We start from the raw sequence: 15,378 nt of genomic DNA, 5'->3' as shown, positions 1-15,378 counted from the left end.
GTGGTTCGGTTCAGAAAAAGGAGCGGGTTACTTACTGGTCAGCTGCAGGTTTTCAGCTGCTGGTTTGCCGTCGAAAGTGGTCACACCTTCAAGCCAGCGTTTCTTGTCCTGCGGGTGATCCTTGAGCCATTGCTTGGCCGATTCGAAAGCGTCCTTGTGGTCCAGCAGCGGTTGCATCATCCGGCTCTCGTCTTCGGCGGAGAAGGTCAGGTTGCTCAGCAGGCGGCCGATGTTCGGGCACTGCTCGGCGTATTTCGGCGCGGTGACGGTCCATACCGTGGCCTTGCCTTCGTCCGGCCCAAGGGCGTTTTCGCTGCCGGAGAGGTAGGTCATGTCCACGTTGACGTTCATCGGGTGCGGCGCCCAGCCGAAGAACACCACGGCTTCCTTGCGACGCACGGCGCGATCGACGGCGGCAAGCATCCCGGCCTCGCTGGACTCGACCAACTGGAACTTGCCAAGGCCGAACTGGTTCTTGCTGATCATCGCCTTGATCTGGGTATTGGCCCCCGAACCAGGCTCGATGCCGTAAATCTTGCCGCCCAGTTCTTTTTCGAATTTGGCGATGTCGGCGAAAGTTTTCAGGCCCTTGTCGGCGAGGTAGGTCGGAACGGCGAGGGTGGCGCGGGCATCTTTCAGGCTTGGCGCTTCGAGCACCTTGACCTGGTTGGCCTCGACGAACGGCGTAATGGTCTGGGTCATCAGCGGGTTCCAGTAACCCAGGAACAGGTCCAGACGCTGATCGCGGATCCCGGCGAAGATGATTTGCTGGGAGGCGCTGGTTTGTTTGGTGTTGTAGCCGAGGCCGTCGAGCAATACCTGGGTCAACGCGCTGGTGGCGATGACGTCGGTCCAGTTCACCACGCCCATGCGCACGTTCTGGCAAGAGGCGGGTTCGGCGGCCATGACGCTGGCGCTCAGCAAAGCGGTACCACTGAGTGCAAGAACACAGCTGCTGATCAGTCGTTTCATTCTCAGGTTCCTCGGCAGTTTCATTATTGTGGATCCGGTCATCTTTGCGTGCCGGTGATGCCAAGTTACGCAGCAACGCACCGATGAAAGCGCACTGCGGCGACCAGCTCTTGCACTGCAGCGACCTGACCTCTTGAATGCCGCTGGCAAGTGGCGTATCAACGTCCTCACGCTACCCGCCCTCTCGCTACTAGCCATCGAGTGCGCTCCATGTCCCAGGATTTCTATTTCTTGTTGATGCCGGGTTTCTCGGCCATTGGATTTATCTCTGCCATCGAGCCGTTGCGGGTCGCCAATCGTTTTCGTGGCGAGTTGTATCGCTGGCATGTGCTGAGCGCCGATGGCGGGGCGGTGTTGGCCAGCAACGGCATGTCGGTCAACGCCGATGCGGCGCTGGAGCCACTGAAAAAAGGCGCGACCTTGTTGGTGGTCGCCGGCTTCGAACCGTTGAAGTTCGCCACTCCGGTGCTGGAGCACTGGCTGCGCCGCCTGGACAACGAGGGCGTGACCCTCGGCGCCATCGACACCGGCAGCTTCATCCTCGCCGAAGCGGGTCTGCTCGAGGGGCATCGCCTGACCCTGCACTGGGAAGCCATCGACGCCTTTAAGGAATCCTATCCACAGCTGAGCGTTACCCAGGAGCTGTTCGAGATTGATCGTCGGCGCATCACTTCCGCTGGCGGCACCGCTTCCATCGATTTAATGCTCGATTTGATCGCCCAGGCCCATAGCCCGGAACTGGCGATCCAGGTCAGCGAGCAGTTCGTGCTCGGCCGCATCCGCCCGCGCAAAGACCACCAACGCATGGAAGTCGCGACGCGCTATGGCATCAGCAACAAGAAGCTGGTGCACGTGATCGGCGAGATGGAACAGCACAGCGAACCGCCGCTGAGCACGCTGGAATTGGCGGAATCGATCAAGGTGACGCGGCGACAGTTGGAGCGACTGTTTCGGTTGCACCTGAACGATACGCCGAGCAATTTCTATCTGCGGTTACGGTTGGAAAAAGCGCGGCAATTGCTGCGCCAGACGGACATGAGCGTTCTGGAAGTGAGCATTGCCTGTGGGTTTGAGTCGCCATCGTATTTCACCCGCAGCTATCGGGCGAAATATGAGCGATGTCCGCGGGAAGACAGGCGTACCGCTAAAGCATGATTCTGAAAACAACGAAAAACCTGTGGGAGCCAGCCTGCTGGCGATAGCGGTCTGGCAGACACATAAATATCGACGGATGCACCGCCATCGCCAGCGGGCTGGCTCCCACAGTTAATTTGTTCTGTCAGGAATACCGGTTATTTCTTCATCAGCGCCGAACACGCCGCCTTGTAAGCCTCATGCTGATACTTGTTCAGCGTCTCTGGCAGCTGGACACTGAATTTCTTGCACTGCGCCGTGATGGTCTGCGGAGACAGCAGCGTCACCTCGCAATTCTCCAATAACTGGAAAACCCCTTCGATCTTGAACGTGGTCGGCCCACCGGCGAATTCGCCTTTCTTGCCGCGCTTCTTGATCGCGATGCGGTCGATGGAGTTCTCCCGGACAAACGACGCCACCTGCGCGGCGAACAACTTGACGTTGGCCGCCTCGTCATCATCGTCCAGGGCAATTTTCTTGGTATTGAGGGCGACGTGACCCAGGTTCGTACCGTCGAGAGACGCCACGGCAATGATCGCTTCGCTGCCCTTGATTTCGATGCCACAGACTTTCATGTTGAATCCCTTGACTGGCTGATGGCGTGAAGCTTACAGCTCAAGTTGACTGGCGGTGATCCCAAAAGCCGCCGCGATTTTTTCGCGTGTGGCCTTGCGAGGCTTGGCAACGGTTTCCTGCTGAGCGAAAGCCGGTTGGGAAATGCCCATGCGTTTGGCCACTTCATCCTGAGTAAGGTTCAAGTGTTCGCGCCAGGCGCGGATGGGAGTGGCGCCATCGACGATACGACTGACAACATCATGAGGGATCAAGTCGGGTTCGATCTTCTGCGCCACATATTGCGCATAAGGAATGACCACGAAGGCTGGATTGCCTTCGGCGTCATTGATGATTTGGATGTCAGTAGGTGCGTTCATCGCGTTTTTTGACCTCTTGAATACTGACCACTTTGATCGCGCCCACCCAATCGAACATGACCCGATAGTTACCGACACGCAGTCTATAGGCGTAGTCATGACTGAAAGCTGGATGCGTTTCCAGCTTTCAGCGGAGGATTAAGGACTATTCCTGCCCAATCGACTCCAAAAACTCCGACCGTTCATCACTCATTCGTGCCACACAATCGTTCTGCGCCATGGTGAACGCCTTGCTGCCGGTTGTCGCCGGGAAGGCTTCGACGGCGCAGTCGGCGTCGCGGGTTTTCAGCCATTGGGCTTGGGCGGCCTTGATTTTGGCGGTGATGTCGGCCAGTTGCGACGGGTTCTTGCCGTAGAGCGACTGCATGCGCTCGTTCAGGCTCTTGAGGTTTTCGCTGAGCAGGTCTTCGGCGGTGGTTTTGCTGAAGGCCGAGCATTCCAGGGTCTGGACGTCGTTTTCGACTTTGTCGCAGGGATTGTCGTCGGACTCCTGCGCTGCGTGTACGCCGGTCGCAATCAATGCCAAAGCCACAAGGATGGATTTCATTCAGGTCGCCGCTCTATTCCAGTGATGCGGCGAATTCTGGCGCAAGCGGACGGCCTTGAACAGGTCGCCAACAGTGCCTGGCGACGACCCTTTGTCGCGGATTGACGCTTTCGGCAATTCCCCTGTCGTTTTTGCACCCGGCTGCCCCCGCACCGAGGCATATGCTGGCCCCAAAGCGCCGGCAGACGATTCGGCGCATGAATCGCTAACAAGGGGACAGCCTGATGAGCCCAGCCGAATTGCACGCCGACAGCATCGTTATCGACGGGCTGATTATTGCCAAGTGGAACCGTGAACTGTTCGAAGACATGCGCAAGGGCGGTCTGACGGCAGCCAACTGCACTGTGTCGGTGTGGGAAGGCTTTCAGGCGACCGTGAACAACATTGCTGCCAGCCAGAAACTGATCCGCGAGAACAGCGACCTGGTGATGCCGGTGCGCACCACGGCGGACATTCGCAAGGCCAAGGAAGTCGGCAAGACCGGCATCCTTTTCGGTTTCCAGAATGCCCACGCCTTTGAAGACCAGATCGGCTATGTCGAGGTGTTCAAGCAGCTCGGCGTTGGCATCGTGCAGATGTGCTACAACACCCAGAACCTGGTGGGCACCGGTTGCTACGAGCGTGACGGCGGCCTGTCGGGCTTCGGTCGTGAAATCGTTGCCGAGATGAACCGTGTCGGCGTGATGTGCGACTTGTCCCACGTTGGCTCCAAGACTTCCGAAGAAGTCATCCTCGAATCGAAAAAACCGGTCTGCTACTCCCATTGCCTGCCGTCGGGGCTCAAGGAGCACCCGCGCAACAAGTCCGATGAAGAACTGAAGTTCATTGCCGACCACGGTGGTTTCGTCGGCGTGACCATGTTCGCGCCGTTCCTCGCCAAGGGCATTGATTCGACCATCGACGACTACGCCGAAGCCATCGAGTACACCATGAACATCGTCGGTGAAGACGCCATCGGCATCGGCACCGATTTCACCCAGGGTCACGGCCAGGACTTCTTCGAATACCTGACCCATGACAAGGGCTATGCCCGCCGCCTGACCAGCTTCGGCAAGATCATCAACCCGCTGGGCATCCGCACCGTCGGCGAGTTCCCGAACCTGACCGAAACCCTGCTCAAGCGCGGCCATTCCGAGCGCGTGGTGCGCAAGATCATGGGCGAAAACTGGGTCAATGTCCTAAAGGACGTCTGGGGCGAATAAGCCACCGCACTTCTGAATCCTTTCCTGCGGCCGTCCGCGCCGCAGGCAACACAACGAATTTTCTGGAGTTAAGTTTCCATGGCCAAGATCGCCCCGCAATTGCCTATCGAAGTCGACAGCGAAACCGGTGTCTGGACCTCCGACGCCCTGCCGATGCTGTACGTGCCACGGCATTTCTTCGTCAACAACCACATGGGCATCGAGGAAGTGCTGGGCGCCGAAGCCTATGCCGAAATCCTCTACAAGGCCGGCTACAAATCCGCCTGGCACTGGTGTGAAAAAGAAGCCGAATGCCACGGCCTGGAAGGCGTCGCGGTGTTCGAGCACTACATGAAGCGCCTGTCCCAGCGTGGCTGGGGCCTGTTCAAGATCCAGGACATCGACCTCGACAAAGGCACCGCCAGCGTCAAGCTCGAGCACTCGGCATTCGTCTATGTCTACGGCAAGGTCGGGCGCAAGGTCGATTACATGTTCACCGGCTGGTTCGCCGGCGCCATGGACCAGATTCTCGAAGCCCGTGGCAGCAAGATCCGTACTGTGGCCGAACAAGTCTACGGAGGCTCCGAAGAGGGCCACGATGACGGCTTGTTCATCGTCAAGCCGTTGTAAGCCGAGGACCGTGCCATGGCTTTCGAAGCAATGTTCCAGCCGATCCAGATCGGCAAACTGACCATCCGCAACCGCGTGCTCAGCACCGCGCACGCCGAGGTCTACGCCACCGACGGCGGCATGACCACCGACCGGTACGTCAAGTATTACGAAGAGAAGGCCAAGGGCGGGATCGGCCTGGCGATCTGCGGCGGTTCGTCCGTGGTCGCCATCGACAGCCCGCAGGAATGGTGGAGTTCGGTCAACCTGTCCACCGACCGCATCATTCCGCATTTCCAGAATCTGGCCGACGCCATGCACAAGCACGGCGCCAAGATCATGATCCAGATTACCCACATGGGCCGTCGCTCGCGCTGGGATGGTTTCAACTGGCCGACCCTGATGTCGCCGTCAGGCGTGCGTGAGCCGGTGCACCGTGCCACTTGCAAGACCATCGAGCCGGAAGAGATCTGGCGGGTGATCGGCAACTACGCTCAAGCGGCCCGCCGCGCCAAGGCCGGTGGCCTGGACGGTGTCGAACTGTCGGCCGTGCACCAGCACATGATCGACCAGTTCTGGAGCCCGCGCGTCAACAAGCGTACCGACGAATGGGGCGGCACCTTCGAAGGCCGGATGAAGTTCGGTCTGGAAGTCTTGAAAGCCGTGCGCGCCGAGGTCGGTGACGATTTCTGCGTGGGCATGCGCATCTGTGGTGACGAGTTCCACCCGGACGGCCTGTCCCACGAAGACATGAAGCAGATCGCCAAGTATTACGACGATACCGGCATGCTCGACTTCATCGGCGTCGTGGGTTCGGGTTGCGACACCCACAACACCCTGGCCAACGTGATTCCGAACATGAGTTATCCACCGGAGCCGTTCCTGCACCTGGCGGCCGGTATCAAGGAAGTGGTCAAGGTTCCGGTGCTGCACGCGCAGAACATCAAGGACCCGAACCAGGCCACGCGTATTCTGGAAGGCGGTTACGTCGACATGGTCGGCATGACCCGCGCGCACATCGCCGACCCGCACCTGATCGCCAAGATCAAGATGGGCCAGATCGACCAGATCAAACAATGTGTCGGCGCCAACTATTGCATCGATCGTCAGTACCAAGGCCTGGATGTGTTGTGCATCCAGAACGCGGCGACCTCCCGTGAATACATGGGCCTGCCGCACATCATCGAAAAAACCACCGGCGTGAAACGCAAAGTGGTGGTGGTCGGCGCCGGTCCTGCGGGGATGGAAGCCGCTCGTGTTGCCGCCGAACGTGGCCACGACGTCACCCTGTTCGAGAAGAAAGAATTCATCGGCGGGCAAATCACCACCGCCTCGAAGGCGCCGCAACGGGACCAGATCGCCGGTATTACCCGCTGGTATCAACTGGAACTGGCACGCTTGAAAGTCGACCTGCGCCTGGGGACCGCGGCGGATGCGCCGACCATCATGGACCTGCGTCCGGACGTGGTAGTGCTGGCCGTCGGCGGCCATCCGTTCATCGAGCAGAACGAACACTGGGGCGCGGCTGAAGGCCTGGTGGTCAGCAGCTGGGACATCCTCGACGGCAAGGTGGCGCCAGGCAAGAACGTGCTGGTCTACGACACCATTTGCGAGTTCACCGGCATGTCCACCGCCGACTTCATTGCCGACAAGGGCAGCCAGGTCGAGATTGTCACCGACGACATCAAGCCGGGCGTCGCCATCGGGGGTACGTCGTTCCCGACTTACTACCGCAGCATGTACCCGAAAGAAGTGATCATGACCGGCGACATGATGCTGGAGAAGGTCTACCGCGAAGGCGACAAGCTCGTAGCGGTGCTGGAAAACGAATACACCGGCGCCAAAGAGGAGCGGGTAGTCGATCAGGTGGTCATCGAAAACGGTGTGCGCCCGGACGAGGAAATCTACTACGCGATGAAGGAAGGCTCGCGCAACAAAGGCCAGATCGACGTCGAAGCCTTGTTCGCGATCAAGCCGCAACCTTGCCTGGAGCAGAGCGGCGACGGCTATCTGTTGTTCCGTATCGGCGACTGCGTGGCCCAGCGTAACGTGCATGCGGCGATCTATGACGCATTGCGGCTGTGCAAGGATTTCTAAGAGCTTGTTGATAGATCGTTCCCACGCTCTGCGTGGGAATGCCTCAATGGACGCTCTGCGTCCGCTGTTGGGACGCGGAGCGTCCCGGGCTGCATTCCCACGCAGAGCGTGGGAACGATCATTCGGCCAGACCCCGTGTCTTTGGGAGCAACACCTATGTTGAACACCCTTCTTCCAATCCTGTTGTTCGCTGCCCTGGGCCTTGCGGTTCTCGGCGCGTTGCGGCGGGTAGCCATGTGGCGCCGGGGCCGAGCCTCGAAGGTCGACCTGATCGGCGGTCTGTTCGCCATGCCCAAGCGTTACATGGTCGACTTGCACCACGTCGTCGCGCGGGACAAGTACATCGCCAACACCCACGTCGCCACGGCTGGCGGCGCGGTGGCGTCGATCGTGCTGGCGATTGTGGTGCACGGTTTCGGTCTGCATAACCGCATCCTCGGTTATGCCTTGTTGTTGATGTCGGCGGTGATGTTCGTCGGCGCGATCTTCGTTTACCTGCGTCGGCGCAATCCACCTTCGCGCCTGTCGAAAGGCCCGTGGATGCGCCTGCCGAAAAGCCTGCTGGCGTTCTCGGCATCGTTCTTCCTGCTGACCCTGCCGGTGGCCGGGATCTTGCCGGAAAACTTCGGTGGCTGGCTGTTGGCGGCAGTCCTCGGTGTCGGCGTGTTGTGGGGTGTGTCGGAGCTATTCTTCGGCATGACTTGGGGCGGGCCGATGAAACACGCCTTCGCCGGTGCCCTGCACCTGGCCTGGCACCGTCGCGCCGAGCGTTTTGGTGGCGGTCGTTCCACCGGTTTGAAACCACTGGACCTGAATGACCCGAATGCGCCACTGGGCGTGGAAAAACCCAAGGATTTCACCTGGAACCAGCTACTCGGTTTCGACGCCTGCGTGCAGTGCGGCAAGTGTGAAGCGGCGTGCCCGGCCTTCGCCGCTGGCCAACCGCTGAACCCGAAAAAACTGATTCAGGACATGGTCGTCGGCCTCGCTGGCGGCACTGATGCCAAGTTCGCTGGCAGCCCCTATCCAGGCAAAGCCATCGGCGAACACGCTGGCAATCCGCATCAACCGATCGTCAACGGTCTGGTGGACGCCGAGACGCTGTGGTCGTGCACCACCTGCCGCGCCTGCGTCGAGGAATGCCCGATGATGATCGAGCACGTCGACGCCATCGTCGACATGCGCCGGCATCTGACCCTGGAAAAAGGCGCGACCCCGAACAAGGGCGCCGAAGTCCTGGAAAACCTGATCGCCACCGACAACCCGGGCGGTTTCGCACCGGGCGGACGGATGAACTGGGCGGCGGATTTGAACCTCAACCTGCTCAGCGAAAAGAAATCCACCGACGTGCTGTTCTGGGTCGGCGACGGCGCCTTCGACATGCGCAACCAGCGCACCTTGCGCGCGTTTGTCAAAGTGCTGAAAGCGGCGAAAATCGACTTCGCCGTACTCGGCCTCGAAGAGCGCGACAGCGGCGACGTGGCTCGGCGTCTGGGCGATGAAGCGACCTTCCAGTTGCTGGCCAAGCGCAACATTCAGACCCTGGCCAAGTACAGCTTCAACCGCATCGTCACCTGCGATCCGCACAGCTTCCACGTGCTGAAAAACGAATACGGCGCCTTCGACGGCAACTACCTGGTGCAGCACCACAGCACCTACATGGCAGAAGTCATCGAGGCCGGCGCGCTCAATCTCGGCCAGCACAAAGGCGACAGCGTGACCTATCACGACCCGTGTTACCTGGGGCGCTACAACGGCGAATACGAGGCGCCACGTCAGGTCCTGCGTGCGCTCGGGATTGAAGTCAAAGAGATGCAACGTTCCGGTTTCCGCTCGCGCTGCTGCGGCGGCGGCGGCGGTGCGCCGATCACCGACATTCCGGGCAAGCAGCGGATTCCCGACATGCGCATGGAAGACATCCGCGAGACCGGCGCCGAACTGGTGGCCGTGGGTTGTCCACAGTGCACGGCAATGCTCGAGGGCGTGGTTGAACCGCGGCCACTGATCAAGGACATCGCCGAACTGGTGGCCGATGCGCTGCTTGAAGAGGACGCGGCCAAGCCCGCCGCGCCGGCCAAACGTGAACCCGCGGAGGTGCATTGATGAGCGACATTATCCGCCGCGACCCCCGTGCCGAATGGATCGCCCGTAACCGTCTGCATCCGCTGCACGCCGCCATGCAACCGGCGCAGCACAGCTGGATGGGGCCTAACGGGGTCATCCGCAAGAATCCCCATGGCATCGGCTTTATCGGCCCCAACGGGATCAAGCGCATCGACCGCAGTGGCGCTCAACAGGGCGGGACCGCCAAGCGCACCGCCGCCGTTGAAGTGCAATTGCCGCTGCATCAAGTGACCCAGCCCGCGTTCTACATCTGCGTGGTGCCGGACATGGTCGGTGGCCGTTTGGGCAGCCACGACCGCGATCTGTTGGGTCTGGCCCATCAGCTTGCCGGTAAGGACGGCGCCGTGTTGGCCGTGGTCTTCGGTGAACACAAGGAAAGTACGTTTGCCAACGCAGGTGTCGATCGCCTGCTGGTGCTTGATGGCGAAGCATTCAATGGTTATGCACCGGAGCAGCGGGTCCAGGGCCTTCGAGCTGTGGATAACCAGTTCAATCCTCGCCACTGGCTGCTGCCTGACAGCCGCAGCGGTGGCGGCGAATTGGGTCGGCGTTTCGCCGCGGCGCTGGGCGAACGTCCGGCCACGCGTGTCTGGCAGGTCAAGGATGAGCAATGCATCGGCCGCGCCGGCGCCGGTCTGCAAGACTTGGCCCGCCCGTTAGCGCGTTTGATTCTGGCCGCCGTTGAATGCGCCGAACCGGTCAGCGAAACCCGTCACGAAGCGTTGCCGGTTGAGTTATCCACAACCGTCGCCCGCAGTCTCTCGCGCATCGAGGATCTGGGGGCGGTGGCGGTGGACCCGGCGGCGATTCCCATGGCCGAAGCCGAATTCATTTTCTCCGGCGGCAACGGGGTCAAGGATTGGGATTTGTTCCACCAGACCGCCGCGGCGCTCGGTGCCACCGAAGGTGCTTCGCGGGTGGCGGTGGACGATGGTTTCATGGCCCGCGACCGCCAGGTGGGTGCGTCAGGTACCTGGGTCACAGCGCGGGTGTACGTGGCGGTGGGTATTTCCGGGGCGATCCAGCACCTGCAAGGCATCGGTGCCTGCGACAAGGTGGTGGCGATCAACCTTGATCCGGGCTGCGACATGATCAAACGGGCCGACCTGTCGGTGATCGGCGAGAGCGCCGAGATTCTTCGAGCCTTGATCGCGGCGGTAGAGGCTTACCGCAACGACGCCAAGCGCGATGCGGCTTAAGGGAAGGAAAGGGTTATGAGCACGAAAATCATCAGCCTGGTGTCCATCGGCGCCCACCCGACCTCCGGTCGGCCACGCCGTGCGGAGCAGGATGCGCGGGCGGTGGAACTGGGTCTGCAACTGGCTGGGGATAACTTGCAGGTACTGCATGCCGGCGATATTGCCGAGCCGGCGCTGCGCGCTTACCTCGGCATGGGCCTTGAGCAACTGCATGTGCTGGAACAACCGCAAGGCGCCGATGCATTGCCGGTGTTGAGCGCTTATCTGCGTGACGCGGGGGCGCAAGTGGTGCTGACCGGCAGCCAGGCGGAAACCGGCGAGGGTTCGGGCATGTTGCCATTCCTGCTGGCGGAAGGTCTGGGCTGGCCGTTGGTCGTGGGGCTGGCACAGGTCGAGTCCATCGACGGTGATTCGGCGCTGGTGCTGCAAGCCTTGCCGCGCGGTCAGCGTCGCCGCTTGAAAGTACGTCTGCCGTTTTTGGCAACTGTGGATAACGCCGCGCCCAAGCCTCGTCAGAGCGCCTACGGTCCTGCGCGACGCGGGGTGTTGCAGGCCGATGAGGTTGAAGTCGTCGACGATGAATTGTTGGCGGTTGCCACGCTGCAACCGGCCAAGCCGCGACCAAAGCGCTTGAAAGTGATCAAGGCCAAAAGCGGGGCGGACCGGATGAAAGCCGCGACGGCCAAGGCCAGTGGCGGAGGAGGGCAAGTACTCAAAGGCGTGACGGCCCAAGCCGGGGCCGAGGCGATTCTCAAATTGTTGATTGAGGAAGGTGTGGTGCGCTGACGTTGAAGCTCACGCTGCATCGCCCGTAAAAACAAGCTTGCCGCTGGCGCGTTGCTGCGCCATGAGCGCCTACGTTGAAAACGGCTTTCGCAGCGTCGTTACCTGCCAGATCACACCGCACCCGATGATTCGAGGTCAAGGGCGAGGCTTGTTTGATGTATCGGCTTTAGCGGGAGCCCCGGTGGCGGGCGACCCTAGCAGAACTGATAGTGTCGGCATTACCGGCGTTTTGTTAGGGTAATTAACAGTTGGCATCCGCTTCTCCAGCACCGCCTGCCAGAGGCGGGTATGGCAGGGCGCGGCGGATTACCTGGTCTCATCAAGGACGCTGCTAATGCCCATCTCCGGCCAGACTCGACGTGTAGAACCCTCTACAGCAACTGATCCGCTGTACTCCCGTACCCTGCTGCTCGCCAGCGACCTCCAGCAAAGCGTTCTCGCCGAGCTGGACCGCGGGGGCCCCAATCCCTTTGTCTATTCCCCCTATGGCTTGCAAAGCGGCGTGAGTCAGGCCGGTACGCATCTGGGCTTCAACGGGCAACTTAAAGAACGTCCAACCGGTTGGTATCACCTGGGTAACGGCCATCGGATCTATAACCCGGTGCTTATGCGGTTTCACAGTCCGGATCGGTTGAGTCCGTTTGGTAAGGGCGGGGTGAATGTCTATGTCTATTGCTCGGGCGATCCGGTCAATTTCACTGATCCCTCGGGAGAATATGGACAAGCTTTTGCCAAACTCATACAGCTTTCAGCCACCACCGCGTTGCATGCGGGAATAGTAACGACCAACCTGGTGGGAACCAAGGCAACTGGCTGGATGCTGCACGCTGCACGATTGAGTACCGTTGCATCTACAACGGCGATCGTAGGTACTGTTGGGCAATTAGCCGAATTTGCTCCTGCCGTTTATATCTCGAATGTGGCTACTACGGTATCCGCGGTGGCTACCATGGTTCGATATACCCCGGCGATTGTTAATGGTCTGCGCGCAGGCACGTTGTGGGAGACGGTAAAAGGCAACGTTCGAAATCTGGTCAAAGGTACGGCATTTCCCACCCCGCCCAAACAGCACACTCTCACCCTTGCGAATGGGCAAGTACCCGGTACAGTTGAGATTCCAATGAGTACTTTTAACCCTGCCCAGACGCCCGCTGAACCGGTGAGGTCCAGCCAATTGATCCGACAGGGGGAAGGTGGTTCACGGCGCAGGAAATCCTTTTAACAAGGTTTGATCCTGTTTACCCACAATCCCTGTTAGCGCTTCTGTGGGTAACATGTTCGCCCCTCGCTACGGTCCATATAAACCGTGGGCTGCAGGCCTTAGATCAAATAATAACCAGCATAAGTTACGGTTTTACCGCGCTTTTTTATTAACTGGAGACCCATACTTGCCCCCAATCTCTGTTGGCGCTTCTGTGGATAAGATGTTCGCTTAACGCTGAAGGCTTTATGAACAGCGGTATTCAGGCTTCTGGTTAATAATTGATCAAGTTTTGGTTTTTAATTCCTATAGCGTTCGCAAACCCTGAAAAATCGCGGCTTTCAGCGCTTTTCCACAGAGGCGTAATAGTTGCCCCCAAAGTCTGTTGGCGCTTCTGTGGATAAGGTGTTTGCCATCCTCTGCAGGCCAGAGTTTTAGCGGCTTGCGGGCGGTTGTTCAAAAAACAACCAGGTATCACTGAAATCCGCGCTTCTGGATAAGTCACGGATTTTCTTGGGTTTCTGTGGAAAAAATTTGCAGCGAAACCACACTTGTCCCCAATAGCTGTGGGTGGAGGTGTGGATAACTTGTTTGCGGAAAGCTGGAGGGCGCGGATCGTATAGCTCTGAACGAAATAGATCATATTTCGTACAGAATCCTGTAGGAGCGAGCCTGCTCGCGATGAACCTGAGAACACCGCGGGGTGTCAGGCTGCCAGCGTCATCGTTGACGCCCATCGCGAGCAGGCTCGCCCCTACAGGGGGCGGTGGCGTCAGCCTTGGACAGGAACGCCTTTGAGGTATGGCGCAGGCTCGGCGCCCAGGTTGCTCAACAGGCGCTCGCTGTACCAATCCACAAAGTTCACCACACCAAACTCATAGGTCTTGGAGTAAGGCCCTGGCTGGTAAGCGGTGGAGTTGATGCCGCGCTGGTTCTCTTCAGCCAGGCGACGGTCCTGGTCGTTGGTGGCGTCCCAGACCTGGCGCATGCGCTCGACGTCGTAGTCCACGCCTTCGACCGCGTCCTTGTGCACAATCCACTTGGTGGTGACCATGGTTTCCTGGGCACTGATCGGCCACACGGTGAACACGATGATGTGGTCGCCCATGCAGTGGTTCCAGGAGTGCGGCAGGTGCAGGATGCGCATCGAGCCCAGATCCGGGTTCTTGATGCGGCCCATGAGTTTTTGGCAGCCCTGTTTACCGTCCAGGGTCATCGATACGGTGCCCTTGAGCAGCGGCATGCGCACGATGCGGTTGCGCAGGCCGAAACTGGCGTGGGCGTAAGGGATCTTTTCGGCTTCCCAGGCGGCGGCGGAAGCGGCAACGTGATCCTTGAATGCCTGGTCGGCGCGCGGGTCGGTGACGTCGTCCCATTCCAGCAGGGTTTTCAGCAGTTCCGGGTGCGACGCGTTGCAGTGGTAGCACTCGCGGTTGTTTTCCAGCACCAGTTTCCAGTTGGCTTTTTCCATCAAGGTGGTTTGCACCGCCACCTTGGTGTTCTCCATGTCGTACGGTTCCATGTAATGGCTGAGCGTCGACAGGAAGTCATCGATGGCCGGCGGGTTCTCCGACAGGCTGATGAAAATGTAGCCGCCGGCGGTTTTCACGTTCACCGGTTTGAGGCCGTATTGCTTCATGTCGAAGTCGGCGCCCATTTCGGTGCCGGCAAACAGCAGGCGCCCATCGAGTTCGTAGGTCCACTGGTGGTAGTGGCAGACCAGTTTGGCGACCTTGCCTTTTTCACTGGTGCACAGGCGCGAACCGCGGTGACGGCAGACGTTATGGAACGCATGCACTACACCTTCGGCGCCGCGGATCACGATGATCGGATTCTTGCCAACCTGCAGGGTCAGGTAGTTGCCCTTGGCGGGAATTTCGCAGGTCATGCCGGCGATCAACCACTCTTTCTGAAAGATTTCCTGCATGTCGATATCAAACAGACGCTCGTCCGAGTAAAACGGCTGCGGCAGCGAGAACGTGCGCTCACGCTCTTGCAGCATCTGCGCGGTGGCCTTGCGTGCGGGTTCCAGCGGATCGCCCAGGCTCAGGGTAGTAGTGACGTCCATCGTTTAATCCTCAAGGCCATTCTGTGTGGCCGGCGAAAGTGGCTAATCAGGTGTACTGCTAACGGTTGCTACGCAAGGTGTAAAGAATGTGTCTTGGTATGGGGCGAGTGTGGGGCCGCCGCTGGCCAGAACCTTATCCATGGGCGACATGGTGCAATCTGTTCCCGACGCGCAACCCCCGGTACTTGCGGGCTGGTCGCGATAAGCATGTCAATGTCGCAGATAGGTAAATGGCTGATCTGCGCTATACGCAGAATCGCCAACATGAAGGCCGACAGTCGGCCGTGGAGATCAGCATGTCCAACAACTTCCTGAACCCGGTAACCACCCAGACCTGGGCCAATGGTCGACACATCGTCCGTTGCGTCAAAGTCATCCAGGAAACCTGGGATGTGCGCACCTTCTGTTTCATGGCCGACCAGCCGATCATGTTCTTCTTCAAGCCGGGGCAGTTCGTTACCCTGGAGCTGGAGATCGAAGGCCAGCCGATCATGCGTTCGTACACCATTTCCAGCTCGCCGTCGGTGC

The 15,378-nt window shown here is 59.6% G+C and carries 15 protein-coding genes and 2 pseudogenes; 9 read left to right on the top strand and 8 right to left on the bottom strand.

Annotated elements, in window-relative coordinates; all coding sequences use genetic code 11:
• Positions 1-27: 27 nt before the first annotated feature.
• Positions 28-972 (bottom strand): choline ABC transporter substrate-binding protein, encoded by a 945-nt coding sequence (choX, locus tag D8U18_RS13990; RefSeq protein ID WP_130906006.1) that lies wholly within the window; start codon positions 970-972, stop codon positions 28-30.
• Positions 973-1,182: 210 nt separating this feature from the next.
• Here choX and D8U18_RS13985 point away from each other — a divergent pair, with 210 nt between their 5' ends.
• Positions 1,183-2,127 (top strand): GlxA family transcriptional regulator, encoded by a 945-nt coding sequence (locus D8U18_RS13985; protein WP_131107830.1) that lies wholly within the window; start codon positions 1,183-1,185, stop codon positions 2,125-2,127.
• Positions 2,128-2,264: 137 nt separating this feature from the next.
• Here D8U18_RS13985 and D8U18_RS13980 read toward each other — a convergent pair whose 3' ends face one another.
• The 4 genes and pseudogenes from D8U18_RS13980 to D8U18_RS13970 all read right to left on the bottom strand — a co-directional run bounded on the left by D8U18_RS13980 (position 2,265) and on the right by D8U18_RS13970 (position 3,585).
• A complete protein-coding gene (locus D8U18_RS13980; RefSeq protein WP_130906004.1) occupies positions 2,265-2,681 on the bottom strand; it encodes a DUF3010 family protein in 417 nt (138 codons plus the stop codon).
• A 33-nt stretch (positions 2,682-2,714) separates the two neighbouring features.
• Positions 2,715-3,038: a helix-turn-helix transcriptional regulator gene (locus D8U18_RS13975; protein ID WP_130906003.1), complete on the bottom strand. Its 324-nt coding sequence runs from the start codon at positions 3,036-3,038 to the stop codon at positions 2,715-2,717.
• Positions 3,022-3,138: pseudogene (locus D8U18_RS28870) on the bottom strand (type II toxin-antitoxin system RelE/ParE family toxin); the annotation flags it as partial. The gene D8U18_RS13975 and the pseudogene D8U18_RS28870, both read right to left, overlap by 17 nt.
• Before the next feature lie 45 nt (positions 3,139-3,183).
• Positions 3,184-3,585: a lysozyme inhibitor LprI family protein gene (locus tag D8U18_RS13970; protein ID WP_056853893.1), complete on the bottom strand. Its 402-nt coding sequence runs from the start codon at positions 3,583-3,585 to the stop codon at positions 3,184-3,186.
• A gap of 224 nt (positions 3,586-3,809) precedes the next feature.
• On the opposite strand from D8U18_RS13970, the gene D8U18_RS13960 reads away from it, so the two are divergent.
• From D8U18_RS13960 to D8U18_RS13930, 7 genes are all read left to right on the top strand, one after another.
• Complete coding sequence (locus D8U18_RS13960; protein ID WP_056853892.1) at positions 3,810-4,787, top strand: dipeptidase; 978 nt, start codon at positions 3,810-3,812, stop codon at positions 4,785-4,787.
• 78 nt (positions 4,788-4,865) lie between these two features.
• Positions 4,866-5,396, top strand: a complete 531-nt coding sequence (locus D8U18_RS13955; RefSeq protein WP_039757633.1) for a 4-vinyl reductase — start codon at positions 4,866-4,868, stop codon at positions 5,394-5,396.
• A 15-nt stretch (positions 5,397-5,411) separates the two neighbouring features.
• Positions 5,412-7,472 (top strand): dimethylglycine demethylation protein DgcA, encoded by a 2,061-nt coding sequence (dgcA, locus tag D8U18_RS13950; protein ID WP_056853891.1) that lies wholly within the window; start codon positions 5,412-5,414, stop codon positions 7,470-7,472.
• A gap of 156 nt (positions 7,473-7,628) precedes the next feature.
• Positions 7,629-9,575, top strand: coding sequence for a dimethylglycine demethylation protein DgcB (gene dgcB / locus D8U18_RS13945; RefSeq protein ID WP_130906001.1), 1,947 nt, complete (start codon positions 7,629-7,631; stop codon positions 9,573-9,575).
• Positions 9,575-10,795, top strand: a complete 1,221-nt coding sequence (locus tag D8U18_RS13940) for an electron transfer flavoprotein subunit alpha/FixB family protein (RefSeq protein ID WP_056853889.1) — start codon at positions 9,575-9,577, stop codon at positions 10,793-10,795. The genes dgcB and D8U18_RS13940 overlap by 1 nt, the downstream gene beginning before the upstream one ends.
• A gap of 15 nt (positions 10,796-10,810) precedes the next feature.
• Complete coding sequence (locus D8U18_RS13935; protein ID WP_056853888.1) at positions 10,811-11,581, top strand: electron transfer flavoprotein subunit beta; 771 nt, start codon at positions 10,811-10,813, stop codon at positions 11,579-11,581.
• A 334-nt stretch (positions 11,582-11,915) separates the two neighbouring features.
• Entirely contained in the window at positions 11,916-12,803 is an 888-nt protein-coding gene (locus tag D8U18_RS13930) for an RHS repeat-associated core domain-containing protein (protein WP_131107829.1), read from the top strand.
• A gap of 253 nt (positions 12,804-13,056) precedes the next feature.
• On the opposite strand, the gene D8U18_RS28745 is transcribed toward D8U18_RS13930, so the two are convergent.
• From D8U18_RS28745 to gbcA, 3 genes and pseudogenes are all read right to left on the bottom strand, one after another.
• Entirely contained in the window at positions 13,057-13,425 is a 369-nt protein-coding gene (locus D8U18_RS28745; RefSeq protein WP_177435022.1) for a hypothetical protein, read from the bottom strand.
• Between the two features lie 7 nt (positions 13,426-13,432).
• A pseudogene (locus D8U18_RS29035) lies at positions 13,433-13,519 on the bottom strand (outer membrane lipoprotein carrier protein LolA); the annotation flags it as partial.
• 35 nt (positions 13,520-13,554) lie between these two features.
• A complete protein-coding gene (gene gbcA, locus D8U18_RS13920; protein WP_131107828.1) occupies positions 13,555-14,850 on the bottom strand; it encodes a glycine-betaine demethylase subunit GbcA in 1,296 nt (431 codons plus the stop codon).
• 296 nt (positions 14,851-15,146) lie between these two features.
• On the opposite strand from gbcA, the gene D8U18_RS13910 reads away from it, so the two are divergent.
• Positions 15,147-15,378, top strand: a 232-nt coding sequence (locus D8U18_RS13910; protein WP_241664328.1) for an FAD-binding oxidoreductase, incomplete at its 3' end; no start/stop codon positions are given.

The organism is Pseudomonas sp. Sample_10 (genome assembly GCF_004321495.1).
GTDB lineage: Bacteria > Pseudomonadota > Gammaproteobacteria > Pseudomonadales > Pseudomonadaceae > Aquipseudomonas.
This window is presented reverse-complemented; position numbering and strand designations above follow the sequence as displayed.

Coding starts and splice junctions, on each gene's coding strand:
- choX (WP_130906006.1), bottom strand. CDS start 972: ATGAAACGACTGATCAGCAGCTGTGTTCTTGCACTCAGTGGTACCGCT.
- D8U18_RS13985 (WP_131107830.1), top strand. CDS start 1,183: ATGTCCCAGGATTTCTATTTCTTGTTGATGCCGGGTTTCTCGGCCATT.
- D8U18_RS13980 (WP_130906004.1), bottom strand. CDS start 2,681: ATGAAAGTCTGTGGCATCGAAATCAAGGGCAGCGAAGCGATCATTGCC.
- D8U18_RS13975 (WP_130906003.1), bottom strand. CDS start 3,038: ATGAACGCACCTACTGACATCCAAATCATCAATGACGCCGAAGGCAAT.
- D8U18_RS13970 (WP_056853893.1), bottom strand. CDS start 3,585: ATGAAATCCATCCTTGTGGCTTTGGCATTGATTGCGACCGGCGTACAC.
- D8U18_RS13960 (WP_056853892.1), top strand. CDS start 3,810: ATGAGCCCAGCCGAATTGCACGCCGACAGCATCGTTATCGACGGGCTG.
- D8U18_RS13955 (WP_039757633.1), top strand. CDS start 4,866: ATGGCCAAGATCGCCCCGCAATTGCCTATCGAAGTCGACAGCGAAACC.
- dgcA (WP_056853891.1), top strand. CDS start 5,412: ATGGCTTTCGAAGCAATGTTCCAGCCGATCCAGATCGGCAAACTGACC.
- dgcB (WP_130906001.1), top strand. CDS start 7,629: ATGTTGAACACCCTTCTTCCAATCCTGTTGTTCGCTGCCCTGGGCCTT.
- D8U18_RS13940 (WP_056853889.1), top strand. CDS start 9,575: ATGAGCGACATTATCCGCCGCGACCCCCGTGCCGAATGGATCGCCCGT.
- D8U18_RS13935 (WP_056853888.1), top strand. CDS start 10,811: ATGAGCACGAAAATCATCAGCCTGGTGTCCATCGGCGCCCACCCGACC.
- D8U18_RS13930 (WP_131107829.1), top strand. CDS start 11,916: ATGCCCATCTCCGGCCAGACTCGACGTGTAGAACCCTCTACAGCAACT.
- D8U18_RS28745 (WP_177435022.1), bottom strand. CDS start 13,425: ATGATCTATTTCGTTCAGAGCTATACGATCCGCGCCCTCCAGCTTTCC.
- gbcA (WP_131107828.1), bottom strand. CDS start 14,850: ATGGACGTCACTACTACCCTGAGCCTGGGCGATCCGCTGGAACCCGCA.